Source organism: Thermodesulfovibrio yellowstonii DSM 11347 (genome assembly GCF_000020985.1).
In the GTDB taxonomy this organism is placed as follows: Bacteria; Nitrospirota; Thermodesulfovibrionia; order Thermodesulfovibrionales; family Thermodesulfovibrionaceae; genus Thermodesulfovibrio; species Thermodesulfovibrio yellowstonii.
Genome location: NC_011296.1, coordinates 443,934 through 457,913, shown reverse-complemented (window position 1 = coordinate 457,913; position 13,980 = coordinate 443,934). Strand labels below are relative to the sequence as shown.

The following is a 13,980-nucleotide window of genomic DNA, read 5'->3' as shown; positions in this document are numbered from 1 at the left end:
ATTATTTTAAAGCCTTTTAACAAGACCTCCAAAAATCTCAATCAATATTTGCTTGATATCTCTGGTAAATTCCCAAGTAGGATAATGTTTCTTAAATTTTCTTACATCACTTATCCACCAGATATGGTCACCAATGCGATTGGTATCGGTATATGACCAATTGAGTTTTTTGCCTGTAATTTCTTCACACATTTTAATTGCTTCTAACATAGAACAATTGGAATATCTACTTCCTCCTGCATTATAAACTTCACCGCATCTTGGATTCTGATAAAAATGCCAGAACATATTTACAAGGTCAAAACTATGAATGTTATCCCTTACCTGTTTACCTTTATAACCAAAAACTGTATAGTTTTCACCAGTTATAGCGCATTTCATTAAATAGGCTAAAAATCCGTGAAGTTGTGTTCCTGAGTGATTAGGTCCTGTTAGACACCCGCCTCTGAAACAAACTGTTTTCATACCAAAATATCTTCCATATTCCTGAACCAGAATGTCTGCAGCTACTTTTGAAGCTCCAAAAAGACTGTGCTTTGACTGATCAATACTCATTGATTCGTCTATCCCGTACTCATAATATGGATGTGATTTATCAAGTTCCCAGCGTGTGTCAAGTTCTATTAAAGGAAGCTGATTGGGAGCATCTCCATAAACTTTATTGGTTGATGTAAAAATAAATACAGCTTCTGGGCAATACCTTCTTGTCATTTCCAGCAAAACCAGAGTACCATTTGCATTTACAGTAAAATCAGTAAATGGATCCTTAGCTGCCCAATCATGTGAAGGTTGAGCTGCTGTATGGACTATAAGTTTTATATCAGTATTATATTCTTTAAATATCTGTTCTATCTTTTGCTGGTCTCGTATATCTACTTCATAATGAATGTATTCTGGAACTTCCTCTTTTAACCTCTCCAGATTCCATCGTGTGGAAGCCTCCTCACCAAAAAAAACTTTTCGCATATCATTGTCAATTCCAACTATAGTGAAACCTTTCTGGGCAAAAAATCTAACACTTTCGGAACCTATTAGCCCTGCAGAACCTGTAATTAAAGCTATGTTCATTCATAACCCTCCATGCTCTATGCAAGTATTGGACTTAATAATTCTTTGTTATCATATATCCATCTTGCTATCTCTTCAATTATTTCTCTTACAGAATACTTAGGTATCCAACCAATTTCAGTCTGTGCTTTTGTGTAATCTGTTATATAATAGGGAATATCAGCGAATCTTGTATCTGGAATAGATTTAATTTCTATTTTATTACCCGTGACATCTTGGCAAATCTGGGTTAGTTCTTTCAGTGACACACTAATATTTCTGCCACCTCCAATATTGAAAATTTGACCATTATATGTATGAATATTGAGTATTTGCTTCTCTATCAGGTTATAAAGATCATCAATATGCAGAATATCTCTAACCTGTTTACCAGTCCCTTTATATCCTATGTAACACAATTCACCTCCATAAATATGCTTCGCCACCCATAAAACTACAAATCCTTGCTCAACCTTTCCCATCTGCCACGGACCTGTTAATACTCCACAACGATTAATAACACCACGAATACCATAGACACCAATATATTCTTGAATTAAAAGTTCAGATGCTAATTTTGTAGTTCCATAAAGAGAACGAATACCATTTAATGGAAATTCTTCTGTTATCCCTTTTTGAGAAACTCCTTTAATAGACTGATATAGTTTCAATTCAAAACGTGTTTCTAATTCTTCATATTCAAGCGAATTAAGTGTCTTGATCGGATATACACGGCTGGTTGACAGAAAAATTATATCAGCTTTATTTTTTCTTAACATTTCAAGACAGTTTATAGTTCCGATTAAATTGGTGTTAATAAGATACTCTGGTGATTCATTATATCCTGAAAGCACTGATGGCTCAGCTGAACATTCTATCATTAAATCAAAGTAACCAATGCTTTCCAAGTCTTCTCTATTTCTAATATCACCATGAATAAACTCAACTCCATATCTTTTTAATCGTACAAGATTGAGTTCTGAGCCACGTCTTCTGAGATTATCCAATGCTATAACTTTTATATCGGAATATCTTTCTTTGAATTTAATGGCAAGGTTAGAGCCTACAAAACCAGCTCCACCTGTTATTAAAATTGTTTTATATTGCATCGAATTATAGTATTTTTCGGAAATATTCTATAGTTTTTAAAAGCCCTTCTTCTAAAAGTGTAAATGGTTGCCAGTTAAGCTTTTGTTTAGCCAGTGTAATATCAGGCTGTCTTCTCTTCGGATCATCGTCAGGTAATGGCTTAAATACAATTTTTGATTTTGAACCTGTTAATTCTATTATTTTTTTTGCAAGCTCAAGAATTGATATTTCAAAAGGATTTCCTAAATTCACAGGACCTGTAAAATCATTTTCTGAATTCATTAGTTTTATCAGACCTTCAATCATGTCATCAATATAACAAAAACTTCTTGTTTGACTTCCATCTCCATATATGGTTATGTCTTCTCCCTTTAAAGCCTGAATAATAAAGTTACTTACTACCCTCCCATCATTAGGATGCATTCTCGGACCATAAGTATTAAAAATTCTGGCAATTTTAATTCTAACTTTATGCTGTCTATGATAATCAAAAAATAGAGTCTCGGCACATCTTTTCCCTTCATCATAACAGGCTCTCGGACCAATGGGATTTACATTTCCCCAGTATGTTTCTTGTTGAGGATGTACTGTAGGGTCTCCATAAACTTCACTTGTTGAAGCAAGTAATATTTTTGCTTTTGTTCTCTTTGCCAGCCCAAGCATGTTTATGCTTCCATGCACTGCTGTTTTTATTGTCTGGACAGGATCAAATTGATAATGCACAGGAGACGCAGGACATGCAAGATGATAAATTTCATCTACCTCTACATAAAGGGAGAAAGTTATATCATGACGTAATATTTCAAAGTTAGGATTGGATAAAAGATGAGCAATATTAGCTCTTTTCCCTGTGTAAAAATTATCAACACAAAGTACTTCATGCCCTTCACTGAGAAGTTTTTCACATAAGTGAGACCCTATAAATCCTGCCCCGCCTGTAATTAAGATTCGTTTAGTGAAATAGTTGCTCATAGTCACCTCTAATTTTTATAATGAGACTGTTCAAAAACTTGTAATTTATTGAAAAGCAATAAACTACAATCGATCCTATTTTTCAATTACCTCCATCTGTCATTCCGAGCCGAGCGAAGCAAGCCCTGAGCCGCAGGCGAGGGGTCTGCGAGGAATCTCCTGCCTATACAGAGGAGACTCTTCGGGACCTTTTCCCCTCAAAGTGACAACTAAAATTATAAGTTGTCTTTATACCACTCATAGACTCTCTTGATTCCGTCTTTTAGCCCTATTTTGTAACTCCAACCAAGTCTTTTAATATTTGAGACATCAAGAAGCTTTCTCGGAGTTCCGTCAGGATTAGATGTATCATAATTAATATCGCCTCTGAATCCGACTATGTTCTTTATTGTATGAGCAAGTTCATCAATTGTGAGGTCTTCTCCTGTTCCGATATTTATAAGATAATCAGGAAGCATTGGTTCGAGGTTAAAGGCTCTATGTTCAATCTTAATTTTTGGATGATAAGGAGATAAGCTCCAAGCATCAACATTCTCCATTAAAAATACACAGGCATCGGCAAGGTCATCAACATGAAGGAATTCACGATATACTTTGCCTGCGCCCCACATGGTGACTATGACATTTTTAAAGGTTCGGTTTTCAAAGTTGTTAGCTGAATTAGAAAACTTTATGCCTAAATGGTTGAGGATTTGAGAGATTAAGCTTTTGTCTGAGAGGTCTAATTTTTCATCAAGTCCAAAGCCTATGGGATATTTTTGAAAGTCTCTTTTTATCCCTTCAATATCTCCCTCTTCAAGAAGCTTTGCAAGATGGAATTTTCTGATAAGAGCAGGCAGAACATGGGAAGTTTCTAAGTTGAAGTTATCATTAGGTCCGTAAAGGTTTGTGGGCATAACAGATAAAAAATTTGTGCCATACTGTTCGTTGTAGTAACGACAGAGTTTTATCGCTGCTATCTTTGCTATTGCATAAGGTTCGTTTGTGGGTTCAAGAGGAGCTGTAAGCAGATATTCTTCTTTCAAGGGTTGAGGCGCGTGTTTTGGATAGATGCAGGAGGAGCCAAGATTAAGAAGCTTATTTACTCCATATTTGTAAGCACTGTGGATCACATTTAGAGCTATTGCCATGTTTTCGTAAATAAATTCTGCTTTGTAGGTATTGTTTGCAAGTATTCCACCCACTTTTGCAGCAGCAAGAAAGACATACTCGGGAGCTTGTTCCGCAAAGAAAGTTTCTGTTTCTGATTGATTGGTCAGGTCAACCTGAAATAATTGAATGTCCTCAAAATTTGGCTTCCTGCTTTTGTATGTGCCAATAACTTTTTCGTAGCCTCTCTCAAGAAGTTTCCTCACAAGGGCACTTCCCACAAGCCCGCTCACACCAAGAACTGCTATTTTACTGCCTTTGTTCATCTTAAATATTCTGTAAGATTTCTTTTACAATAATTCCGCATAATATGCTAAATAAAAAACTACTTAACATACCTATGAAGCTGTATAAATTTCTTTCATGCCGATGTTTAAAACTTATAATATTTACCAAAGACAAGTAAACCCTAATTATTCCCTGTCATTCCGAACGAAGCGAAGCGGAGTGAGGAATCTCCTCGCCTCCAAAGGAGTAGACCCTTCGCTTTCGCTCGGGGTGACAGAATAGGAATGTAATTCCGAGCCGAGCGAAGCGAGCCCTGAGCCATAGGCGAAGGGTTTGCGAGGAATCTCCTCTGTTTTTCTAAAGGAGGAGATCCCTCGGGCTTTGCCCTCTGGATGACCCTTAAAGGCGAATTCTTCGCGTCTATTAAGAATGCTTGGAATGAAAGAAACGGAGGAGACCCCTCGCTTACGCTCGGGGTGACAGTGATACTCAGGATGACAAAGATGCTCAGGGTAACAGTTATTCTCAGGGTGGAAGAGACGCTCAGGGTTACAGAAATGCTCAAGTTGAAAGATATGCTTAGAAGTAATGTCCACCATTGAGTTAATTTTAATATCTAATTCTTTCTTTTGAATACTCATGATTTGTGTAGCAAAAGCCTTTTTCCATGCATGTTTTGATTCCTTCACCTATGGGTTTAAGTCCTGTAAACTTCATGTCATAGTCAACCATTATCTTTACAAGCTCATCAAAAGTTGTCCTTGGTTGCCAGCCAAGTTTATTTTTTGCCTTTGTTATATCTGCCTCAAGATGCTCAACTTCCGTTGGACGGAAATATCGAGGGTCTATTTCAATGACGACATCTCCTGTGTTCAAGATTCTCTGTTCAATGTCCAAGTTTTCCTTTAAGGAAGAAACTATACCTTTTTCATCTGTTCCTGAGCCTTTCCATTCAATCTCAATTCCCGCATAAGAGAATGCCTTTTCAACAAACTCTCTTACCGAGTGGCTTTCGCCTGTGCCAACAACATAGTCATCAGGTTCATCTGCCTGAAGCATTAGCCACATCATCTCCACATACTCGGGAGCAAATCCCCAGTCACGTTTGGCATTTAGGTTTCCAAGATAGAGTTTTTTCTGTTTGCCTGCAAGGATATGGGCAAGGGCACGGGTAATCTTTCGTGTTACAAAGGTCTCACCTCTTCGGGGACTTTCATGGTTGAAAAGTATGCCATTACAAGCAAATAGTCCATAGGCCTCTCTGTAGTTTACTGTGACCCAGTAGGCATATACTTTTGCAGCTGCATAGGGGCTTCTTGGATAAAAGAGTGTTTTTTCATTCTGAGGTGGAGGAGATGCTCCAAACATCTCGGAGGATGATGCTTGATAAAAGCGTGTCTTTATGCCACTCCTCCTTACTGCCTCAAGAAGCCTTGTTGTGCCAAGGGCAGTAATGTCTCCAGTATACTCAGGCATGTCAAAGCTCACACGCACATGACTTTGAGCTCCGAGATGATATATCTCATCGGGTTGAATGTTGTATATAATATGCACGAGCTGTCCCGAATCAGAAAGGTCTCCATAATGAAGAAAAAGTCTTGCTTCAGGCATGTGAGGATCAATGTATATATGGTCTATCCGCTGGGTGTTGAAGGTGCTTGCTCTTCTTATAAGTCCATGAACTTCATAGCCCTTTGAAAGTAAAAACTCTGCAAGATAGCTTCCGTCCTGACCTGTGATGCCTGTGATAAGTGCTTTTTTCATCTATCATCCACCCATGTAATAATTTAACTTTTTTAACTCTGAGACTTTCCTCTTTGTCATTCTGTTCCTCTTCTTATCATTCCGCCTATCTTTATATCAATCTGAACACTCTTTTTGTCATTCCGAAAGTAGCGAAGCGAAGCGAGGAATCTCATCTTTTTTTTTAAAAAGGAGGAGACCCTTCGGTTCGCCTCAGGGTGACAGAATAGGGGCGCCTTCACTTTTCTCCATTACTATCATTTCTCTATTCCTGTCCTTCCGAGACTTTCTTTACTTGTCATTCCGAGAAGCGTAATCGACGAGGAATCTCATCCTTTACTGAGATCCCTCGCTAACGCTCGGGCTGACAAAGGAAGACTTTTTATCTTGGCAGCTTTCTTTCCCATTCAAGGGCTGTTTTTACTATGTATTGAATATCGTCGTATTTAGGCATCCAGCAAAGAGTATTTTTTATCTTTCTGTTGTCTGCCACAAGTTCAGGAGGGTCTCCTTCTCTACGGGTAGTCTCTATTACTTTGAAATCAACGCCTGAAACTCTCTTTGTAGCATCCACTACTTCCCTAACAGAGTATCCATGACCGTATCCACAGTTGAAGATATCGCTTTTGCCATTCTGTATCAAATACTCCAAAGCCAATAAGTGTGCCTCTGCAAGGTCATCTACGTGGATGTAGTCTCTGATACATGTTCCGTCTCTTGTAGGATAATCAGTGCCATATATTTCAAGAAAGGGTCTTTTACCGAGTGCAGTTTTTACAGCGAGCGTGATAAGATGGGTTGCATCTGGCCTTCTCTGCCCTAATCTTCCGCTAATGTCCGCTCCTGCAACGTTAAAATAACGAAGGGATACATATCTGAAATCCTCTGCCTGAGAGAGGTCAGCAAGTAAATGCTCTACCATTGCTTTTGTCCTTCCGTAGGGATTTATAGGAGCGAGTGACGCAGTCTCATCAACAGGAGACTTTTCAGGTATACCGTAAACAGCAGCAGAGGATGAGAAGAGAAAGTTTTTCACACCTTGCTCTATGCATGCCTCAATGAGATTCAGAGTGTTGCAGAAGTTATTTCTGTAATATTTAATTGGCTCTCTCACAGACTCTGGCACTACTATTGAGGCAGCAAAGTGTATCACCGCATCGGGTTTGAATTCTTCAAATACTCTCCTCAACTTTTCTTTATCTGCCAAATCAGCAACTACAAGGTCTCCATAAAGCACTGAATCTCTGCATCCGTATGAGAGATTGTCATAGGTGAGCACCTGATAGCCTCTCTCACCAAGTGCCTTCACTACATGGCTTCCTATATACCCTGCTCCACCTGTGACAAGGATTTTAATCTTTGAGTTCATTTGTTCTTTAAAAATTCTTCCACTGTTAATCCGCTTTTTCTAATTAAAGCTCTTAACAGTCCTGGAGCTAATTCTTTATGATTTGGAATTGAAAGCGTTGGCCTTGATTCGTGATAAAGAATCATATGACTTTCAGTTTGATGATCAAGTATATAACCAAATTTTTGAAAAATTCTTACTGCTTCTTTGCCTGAGATATTGGACAAAGCCCCCAATTAAACAGTAACCTCGCCAAGAAACACTTCCTTTTCTTCAAAAATGTCAAATCTTCCGTGTTTTTTTTCTACTTCTATCCATCCTCTAATTGCATCTTTTATATTCTCAAGAGCTTCATCTATTGTTTTCCCCTGACTCATGCATCCTACAAGCTCTGGAACATCAACAACATAGCCATCGTATTCTGGATCATATATTATCACCACTTTAAATCTCATTTTATCTCCTCGTTTTTATTTTATCATGAAAATTAGCATTTCTAATCTTATTTTTAGGCTTATTTAACCCAAAATTCTCTTTTCTCATGGCAGAGATTCCTCAGGGCATCAAGCCTTTCGGAATGACACTTTTTTGCACAAGCCGTAACAAAGCGGAATCATGCGTCGCAGGCAAAAGATTTTTCTATTAGAGTTTATTTTCACTTTTTTCCCAATGCTCCGCCTCCTCAGTTACATTGGCAGAGAAATAAAACTACCAAAAATAACCGAGCAGGCTTTAAGTATTAAGTCAGTTCTACTTCAGAAGCATCTATTTTAACACTTACAGCCCTCTGAAGTATATGTATTGAAATAATAAAAAAATGCTGCTTCTCTTTTTTCTTCAGTATTCCCGTTGCTCCTGCAAGGGGTCCGCTCTTTATTTTTACCCTCTGTCCTTCCTTGAGATAAGGATACGGGTCTATTTCTCTTCCGTTTTCTATTGCTTTTCTAAGTGGGACTATTTCCTCCTCTGGTATAGGCTCTGGTTCGCCAGAAGGAGTTTTTATGAAAGTGACAACCCCCGGAGTTTTAAGCACTTTAAGCATCAATTCATAGCTTTTCTCTATGCATACAAAAAGATAGCCGGGGAAAAGCGGGAATTTAATGAGCTTTTTTCTGTCCTTCCATCTTCTAAGCCTTTCAACAGCAGGCAGAAATGCCTCTATGCCAGCCTTTGTTAGTCTATCAAACACCTTAAACTCATGCCTTGATTTTACATATATACAATACCAGTTAAATGCTACGTCTGCCATAGATAATAAACCTTAGCATCTATATTTTTCAGTTCGGCAATCTCCTTTTCATCAAAAGTTGCCACAAGAATGGCATCAAATTGGGTATTTCTTATTTCTGCCTTTGAATAGACAGGTAAATTATGAAATTTTTTAGCTCCATTTAGACTTACTACTCCAAATATTTTAATGGGAAGCCCTATTGATGCAATATAACAGAGTTCTGCCAGTTCATCATTTCCCCAGATAACCACATCTTTAATACCCAATGACACCATCAGGTCATAGGTTTTATCTATTCGCTGTTTTATTTCCTTAAAATAGTTAAAAGACCTTGCCATATAGTTTAGCGTAAGCCGAGCTTTTTCCGTAAAACCCTTTGGAGTAAGCATGTAGATTATCCTTTTACCTGTAAGGTTTTTAATCTTTATATAGCCTTTTTTATATAGCCTCTTTATGTAAGAATTTGTAAGTCCAAGAGCTATCCCAAGCTTTGATGCTAAGTCTCTCTGGGTTATTGATGGACTTTCATGAATATGTTCAAGAATACGAAGGGAGATTTCATCGTTTATTGATGATTTGTTCATTATTTGAACAATAACATGAAATGTATTTTCATGTCAATAAACTATCTCTTTATCTAATAAAAAACTGTTCAAAAAATTGTAATTTACACAAAATCATTAAACTACAAGCCTCGTTATTTAGTGATTTACCTTCATAGCGTTAGCGACGAGGAATCTCCTTCTCTTTTTTCTGCAAGGGGAAAACAGGACAGAGATTCCTCACACCCATTGAGGGTGTTCGGAATGACAAGAAAAAGGAGGAGACTCTTCGCTTCGCTCAGAGGGGTAAGAAAATAAAAAAGTTTGGAAAACTTTGGAAAACATAGGAATATTGTCTTTTATAACAACCTATTATGTTATTATATTAAAAATTAAGCATGGGGAGGGTTTATGCCTTATTTGCTTATTGCTTTTATGTCATCCTTTCTTTTATGCCTCATTCTTCTAAGAATTAAACATAAAAGCCATCTTGATAAGTTTGAGGGAATACAGAAGTTTCATAACTGGCAAGTTCCAAGAACAGGAGGTATTGCAATATTTTTATCTCTGATTTTTGTTTGTATTGCCTTTTTTATTGCTAAAAAAGATTTTTCAAATAAATTTCTTTTTATTATTCTTTCCTGCATACCTGTATTTTTAGGAGGCATTGCAGAGGATATAACAAAAAAAGTTGGTGCAAAAATGAGACTTGCCTGTGCATTTTTGTCTGGTATGGTTGCCTGTTTTCTTCTTGAAGCAAATCTTCTAAGGATTGACATCCCATATTTTGATGATGCTCTTAGATCAATTTTCATCTTTTCAGTTATCTTTACATCTTTTGCTCTTGCTGGGGTTTCAAATGCTGTAAATATCATAGATGGATTTAATGGACTTGCATCAGGTGTGTGTATTCTTGTTTTTTTATCTTATGCTTATGTCTCCTTTTTAGTTGGTGATATTTTTTTGCTTTATCTTAATTTATGTATTTTTGCCTCTTTAATGGGATTTTTTCTGTGGAACTATCCCTTTGGAAATATATTTTTAGGTGACGGAGGTGCCTATACTACAGGATTTCTTGCTGGACTCAGCGGAGTTTTGATAGTTAATAGCCATCCTCAGGTTTCTGCATGGTTTCCTTTTCTTCTTCTTATGTATCCCATATGGGAAACCGTTTTTTCAATATGGAGAAGAAAATTTGCTCGCTCATTCAGTCCTTTTAAACCAGACAGTATACATCTGCATACACTAATATACAGAAGAATTGTAAAACCTAAATTCAGAAAAATAAAAAGAAGGCTCAGAAATTCATTAACATCGCCCTATTTATGGATAATGCAGATATTATGCACAATTCCTGCTTTGCTTTTCTGGAGGCATAAACTGCTTCTAATTTTATCATGCATTATTTTTATGATTTTGTATGCATGGCTCTACTTTAAAATTGTAAAATTTAAAACCCCAAAAATTCTAAAACTTAAATGAATTAGTATTTTAATATACTATTAAAGCTATATGCTCCCTTATAGCTTTTGATGAAAGAGCAAAGTTACCGAATTTCGGTAAAAAACTATAAATGTTATAATGATTGCTTTGTTTAAAATCTGCTGGATATGGTAAAACTTCAAGTCCTGCTTGCTTAAAAAACTTAACTGCTCTTTTCATGTGATAAGCTGATGTAACCAGTATCACCTTTTTAAAAGATTTTTCTTTGCATATCTTAGCAACATATAAAGCATTCTGAGCAGTATCTCTGCTTTTATTTTCTTCAATAATTTTGCTATCTTCAACTCCAAATTCTTTTAACATTGCAGCCATAGCTGCACTATCTGAAATTTTCCCTTCAACAGCTCCTCCAGACACAATAATAGGAAGTTTTGTTTTCCTATAAACCAAGTATCCTGTAAATAGCCTGTTTGACGAATCTTCTGGAAAGGAAGCCCAGCTATAAACACCTCCTCCAAGTATAACAATAGCATCAGCATCTAATTTTTCCGAAACGCTGTAACTTTTTTCCAGAGGATACAATAATAAATCTTTCACAGGTTCAATAGAGATTAGATAAACCAATAAGGCTGAGAAAAAAGCCAAATAACGGATAAAATTTCTTCTTTTCTCTAACAGTGCAATTAAAAGAAAAATAATTATTAAAATACCAGGCGGCAAAATCAAAGAGGTAATAACTTTTTTCAGAAAAAACATGAATTAAGTATACCAGAATTGTCTATTACATCCAAAATTAAGTTATAATTAAACCATTATGGAAGTAATAAGAATTCCAAGAATAATGAGGGAAATAAGTAAAGAATTAAGATTTAAAGGCAAATCCATAGGTTTCATTCCAACAATGGGAGCATTGCATGAAGGACATTTATCTTTGATCAGAAGAGCAAAGGAAGAAAATGATATAGTTATTGTAAGTATCTTTGTAAATCCAACACAGTTTGCTCAAGGCGAAGACTATGAAAAATATCCAAGAGATGTAGAATTAGATAAAGAAAAACTTGAAGCTCTTGCAATTGATTATTTGTTCTTGCCTGATGTTAATTCTCTTTATCCAGAAGGCTATAGCACATATGTTGTAGTTGAAGGATTGAGCGATAAACTCTGCGGCATCTTCAGACCTGGGCATTTTCGCGGTGTTGCCACAATTGTCTGTAAGTTATTCAACATAGTAAAGCCTTTGAGAGCATATTTTGGACAAAAAGATTATCAACAATCATTGATAATTAGAAGAATGGTTGAGGATTTGAATTTTGATGTTGAAATAATTGTATGCCCAACTGTAAGAGAACAAGACGGTCTTGCAATGAGTTCAAGAAATTTATATTTAAATGAGAAAGAAAGACAATCAGCTACTGTTATATATAAAGCCTTAAAAGAGGGGGAAAGACTTCTAAACGAAGGGGAAAAGCCTTTAGATGTAAAATTAAAAATGCATGAAATATTTAAAAATGAACCACTTATCAGAGAAATTCAATATGCAGGAGTTTATGATCCGTTAACACTTGAAGAAGTTAAAGAAAGGCAAAATAAATATTTGCTTGCAGTTGCTTTAAAAATTGGAGATACGAGATTAATTGATAATCTTATTGTTGAATAATTTTTAATCTTTAAATGTTTCTTTTATTTTTAAAAATTCATCAAGATTGCTAATAAAAATATCAAAAAGATTCGGGTCAAAGTGAGTTCCTATATTTTTTTTCATAATATCAATTGCTTGGTCAACAGTAAAAGCTGGTCTGTAGACCCTATCTGATGTCATTGCATCAAAGACATCACATACTGCAACAACTCTCGCATAAATATGTATTTCCTCTTTTTTTAGTCCATAAGGATATCCTGAACCATCCCATTTTTCATGATGCTGTTCTGCTATTATTTTTCCTGCTTGAAGGGTAATAAATCTTGGATCTGTATCCAGAATTTTAGCGCCTATAATAGTATGAAGTTTCATTACTTCAAACTCTTCATGGGTTAAAGGTCCTGGCTTTCTCAAGATATTATCCGGAATTCCAACCTTTCCCACATCATGCAAGGGAGATGCATAAAATATAACACTCTGTTCCGATTCTGGTAAACCAGCTAAGTGAGCAAGTAATTTTGAGTAATAGCTTATTCTTCTAATGTGCTGCCCTGTTTCTTCGTCTCTAAACTCAGAAATCATACCAAGTTTTACAACCATTTCATATTCTGCCTCTCTTGCGAGTTCCAGAGCTTCACGGAGTTCTTTTGTTTTTTTCATTACTTCTTTCTGTAATACGTCATTTATATTTTTTATTAAATCATGATATTTTTTGACCTGTAGATTATTAATAACTCTGAGTTTTAACTCTTCTGCATCAAATGGTTTCGGGATAAAATCATTGGCACCATTTTTTAAAGCATTTTTTCTTTCTTTGTCATCTCCAGAAAGAACAACAACAGGAATATGAGATGTGTGAGGATCAGATTTTAAAACATTTAAAACTTCTATTCCGTTCATTCTTGGCATTCTTATATCAAGAACAATTACATCTGGAGTATGTATTTTAAGAATTTCTATTGCTTCAAGTCCGTCTTTTGCAGTAAGAACCTTAATATGTGGAGAATCTACAAAAATAGCAGATATTAATTCTAAATTTATACTTTCATCATCAACTACTAAAATTTTGGAGACTTCTTCAAACATGGTATGATATATTAACATAAAATGATTGCACTGTTGCAGAGAGTAAACAAAGCGTCTGTAGAAGTTGGAGGGGAAACAATATCAGAGATTGGAAAAGGTATCCTTATTTTTTTGGGGATAGACAAAAAAGACAGTAAAAAGGATGTTGAATATCTTGCGGACAAGGTTGTTAATCTAAGGATCTTTGAGGATAACAACTCTAAAATGAACCTCTCCATAAAAGATGTTGGTGGAGAAATAATGGTAGTATCAGAGTTTACTCTTGCAGGAGACTGCAAAAAAGGAAACCGGCCTTCCTTTGATAAAGCAATGCCGCCAGAAGAAGCAGAAAAACTTTATAGGGATTTCATAGACAGCCTTAGAAGCAAAGGTATTCCAGTGAAAGAAGGCGTTTTCAGAAGTTTCATGCATGTTTCTCTTATAAATGAAGGTCCTGTAACATTTATATTAAACACGAGGTGAG

The 13,980-nt window shown here is 36.1% G+C and carries 15 protein-coding genes; 3 read left to right on the top strand and 12 right to left on the bottom strand.

What is annotated here, in order from left to right; translation table 11 throughout:
- Positions 1 to 6: 6 nt before the first annotated feature.
- From THEYE_RS02350 to THEYE_RS02305, 10 genes are all read right to left on the bottom strand, one after another.
- Positions 7 to 1,068: an NAD-dependent epimerase/dehydratase family protein gene (locus tag THEYE_RS02350; RefSeq protein ID WP_012545331.1), complete on the bottom strand. Its 1,062-nt coding sequence runs from the start codon at positions 1,066 to 1,068 to the stop codon at positions 7 to 9.
- Positions 1,069 to 1,085: 17 nt separating this feature from the next.
- A complete protein-coding gene (locus THEYE_RS02345; RefSeq protein WP_012546142.1) occupies positions 1,086 to 2,156 on the bottom strand; it encodes an NAD-dependent epimerase/dehydratase family protein in 1,071 nt (356 codons plus the stop codon).
- A 4-nt stretch (positions 2,157 to 2,160) separates the two neighbouring features.
- On the bottom strand, positions 2,161 to 3,108 hold the full coding sequence (locus tag THEYE_RS02340) for a UDP-glucuronic acid decarboxylase family protein (RefSeq protein ID WP_012545566.1): 948 nt from the start codon (positions 3,106 to 3,108) through the stop codon (positions 2,161 to 2,163).
- A 215-nt stretch (positions 3,109 to 3,323) separates the two neighbouring features.
- Complete coding sequence (locus THEYE_RS02335; protein WP_012544929.1) at positions 3,324 to 4,523, bottom strand: GDP-L-fucose synthase family protein; 1,200 nt, start codon at positions 4,521 to 4,523, stop codon at positions 3,324 to 3,326.
- 571 nt (positions 4,524 to 5,094) lie between these two features.
- Positions 5,095 to 6,249, bottom strand: a complete 1,155-nt coding sequence (gene gmd, locus THEYE_RS02330) for a GDP-mannose 4,6-dehydratase (protein WP_012546080.1) — start codon at positions 6,247 to 6,249, stop codon at positions 5,095 to 5,097.
- 361 nt (positions 6,250 to 6,610) lie between these two features.
- Complete coding sequence (galE, locus tag THEYE_RS02325) at positions 6,611 to 7,597, bottom strand: UDP-glucose 4-epimerase GalE (protein ID WP_012544967.1); 987 nt, start codon at positions 7,595 to 7,597, stop codon at positions 6,611 to 6,613.
- A complete protein-coding gene (locus THEYE_RS02320) occupies positions 7,594 to 7,812 on the bottom strand; it encodes a type II toxin-antitoxin system HicA family toxin (RefSeq protein ID WP_164924812.1) in 219 nt (72 codons plus the stop codon). The genes galE and THEYE_RS02320 overlap by 4 nt, the downstream gene beginning before the upstream one ends.
- Positions 7,813 to 8,031 (bottom strand): type II toxin-antitoxin system HicB family antitoxin, encoded by a 219-nt coding sequence (locus tag THEYE_RS02315; RefSeq protein WP_012546684.1) that lies wholly within the window; start codon positions 8,029 to 8,031, stop codon positions 7,813 to 7,815.
- A 284-nt stretch (positions 8,032 to 8,315) separates the two neighbouring features.
- The gene (locus THEYE_RS02310) at positions 8,316 to 8,825 is read right to left on the bottom strand and encodes a UpxY family transcription antiterminator (protein ID WP_012546650.1); all 510 of its coding nucleotides are present in this window, start codon (positions 8,823 to 8,825) and stop codon (positions 8,316 to 8,318) included.
- Positions 8,813 to 9,391, bottom strand: a complete 579-nt coding sequence (locus THEYE_RS02305; protein WP_012545744.1) for a winged helix-turn-helix transcriptional regulator — start codon at positions 9,389 to 9,391, stop codon at positions 8,813 to 8,815. The genes THEYE_RS02310 and THEYE_RS02305 overlap by 13 nt, the downstream gene beginning before the upstream one ends.
- Positions 9,392 to 9,760: 369 nt before the next feature.
- Between THEYE_RS02305 and THEYE_RS02300 the strand changes: the two genes are divergently transcribed.
- On the top strand, positions 9,761 to 10,831 hold the full coding sequence (locus THEYE_RS02300) for an MraY family glycosyltransferase (protein WP_012546409.1): 1,071 nt from the start codon (positions 9,761 to 9,763) through the stop codon (positions 10,829 to 10,831).
- 9 nt (positions 10,832 to 10,840) lie between these two features.
- Here the strand turns inward: THEYE_RS02300 and THEYE_RS02295 are convergent, their stop codons facing one another.
- Positions 10,841 to 11,548: a YdcF family protein gene (locus THEYE_RS02295; RefSeq protein ID WP_012545555.1), complete on the bottom strand. Its 708-nt coding sequence runs from the start codon at positions 11,546 to 11,548 to the stop codon at positions 10,841 to 10,843.
- 58 nt (positions 11,549 to 11,606) lie between these two features.
- On the opposite strand from THEYE_RS02295, the gene panC reads away from it, so the two are divergent.
- Complete coding sequence (gene panC, locus THEYE_RS02290; protein WP_012546748.1) at positions 11,607 to 12,449, top strand: pantoate--beta-alanine ligase; 843 nt, start codon at positions 11,607 to 11,609, stop codon at positions 12,447 to 12,449.
- Positions 12,450 to 12,452: 3 nt separating this feature from the next.
- Here panC and THEYE_RS02285 read toward each other — a convergent pair whose 3' ends face one another.
- On the bottom strand, positions 12,453 to 13,517 hold the full coding sequence (locus THEYE_RS02285) for an HD domain-containing phosphohydrolase (protein ID WP_012545648.1): 1,065 nt from the start codon (positions 13,515 to 13,517) through the stop codon (positions 12,453 to 12,455).
- A gap of 21 nt (positions 13,518 to 13,538) precedes the next feature.
- Here THEYE_RS02285 and dtd point away from each other — a divergent pair, with 21 nt between their 5' ends.
- Positions 13,539 to 13,979 (top strand): D-aminoacyl-tRNA deacylase, encoded by a 441-nt coding sequence (gene dtd / locus THEYE_RS02280; protein ID WP_012545012.1) that lies wholly within the window; start codon positions 13,539 to 13,541, stop codon positions 13,977 to 13,979.
- Position 13,980 lies beyond the last annotated feature (1 nt).

Bases quoted from the DNA above. Each gene is read 5' to 3' on its own strand.
- THEYE_RS02295 (WP_012545555.1), bottom strand. From the start codon at position 11,548: ATGTTTTTTCTGAAAAAAGTTATTACCTCTTTGATTTTGCCGCCTGGT.
- gmd (WP_012546080.1), bottom strand. From the start codon at position 6,249: ATGAAAAAAGCACTTATCACAGGCATCACAGGTCAGGACGGAAGCTAT.
- THEYE_RS02335 (WP_012544929.1), bottom strand. From the start codon at position 4,523: ATGAACAAAGGCAGTAAAATAGCAGTTCTTGGTGTGAGCGGGCTTGTG.
- THEYE_RS02340 (WP_012545566.1), bottom strand. From the start codon at position 3,108: ATGAGCAACTATTTCACTAAACGAATCTTAATTACAGGCGGGGCAGGA.
- THEYE_RS02300 (WP_012546409.1), top strand. From the start codon at position 9,761: ATGCCTTATTTGCTTATTGCTTTTATGTCATCCTTTCTTTTATGCCTC.
- dtd (WP_012545012.1), top strand. From the start codon at position 13,539: ATGATTGCACTGTTGCAGAGAGTAAACAAAGCGTCTGTAGAAGTTGGA.
- THEYE_RS02310 (WP_012546650.1), bottom strand. From the start codon at position 8,825: ATGGCAGACGTAGCATTTAACTGGTATTGTATATATGTAAAATCAAGG.
- THEYE_RS02350 (WP_012545331.1), bottom strand. From the start codon at position 1,068: ATGAACATAGCTTTAATTACAGGTTCTGCAGGGCTAATAGGTTCCGAA.
- galE (WP_012544967.1), bottom strand. From the start codon at position 7,597: ATGAACTCAAAGATTAAAATCCTTGTCACAGGTGGAGCAGGGTATATA.
- THEYE_RS02345 (WP_012546142.1), bottom strand. From the start codon at position 2,156: ATGCAATATAAAACAATTTTAATAACAGGTGGAGCTGGTTTTGTAGGC.
- THEYE_RS02305 (WP_012545744.1), bottom strand. From the start codon at position 9,391: ATGAACAAATCATCAATAAACGATGAAATCTCCCTTCGTATTCTTGAA.
- panC (WP_012546748.1), top strand. From the start codon at position 11,607: ATGGAAGTAATAAGAATTCCAAGAATAATGAGGGAAATAAGTAAAGAA.
- THEYE_RS02285 (WP_012545648.1), bottom strand. From the start codon at position 13,517: ATGTTTGAAGAAGTCTCCAAAATTTTAGTAGTTGATGATGAAAGTATA.
- THEYE_RS02315 (WP_012546684.1), bottom strand. From the start codon at position 8,031: ATGAGATTTAAAGTGGTGATAATATATGATCCAGAATACGATGGCTAT.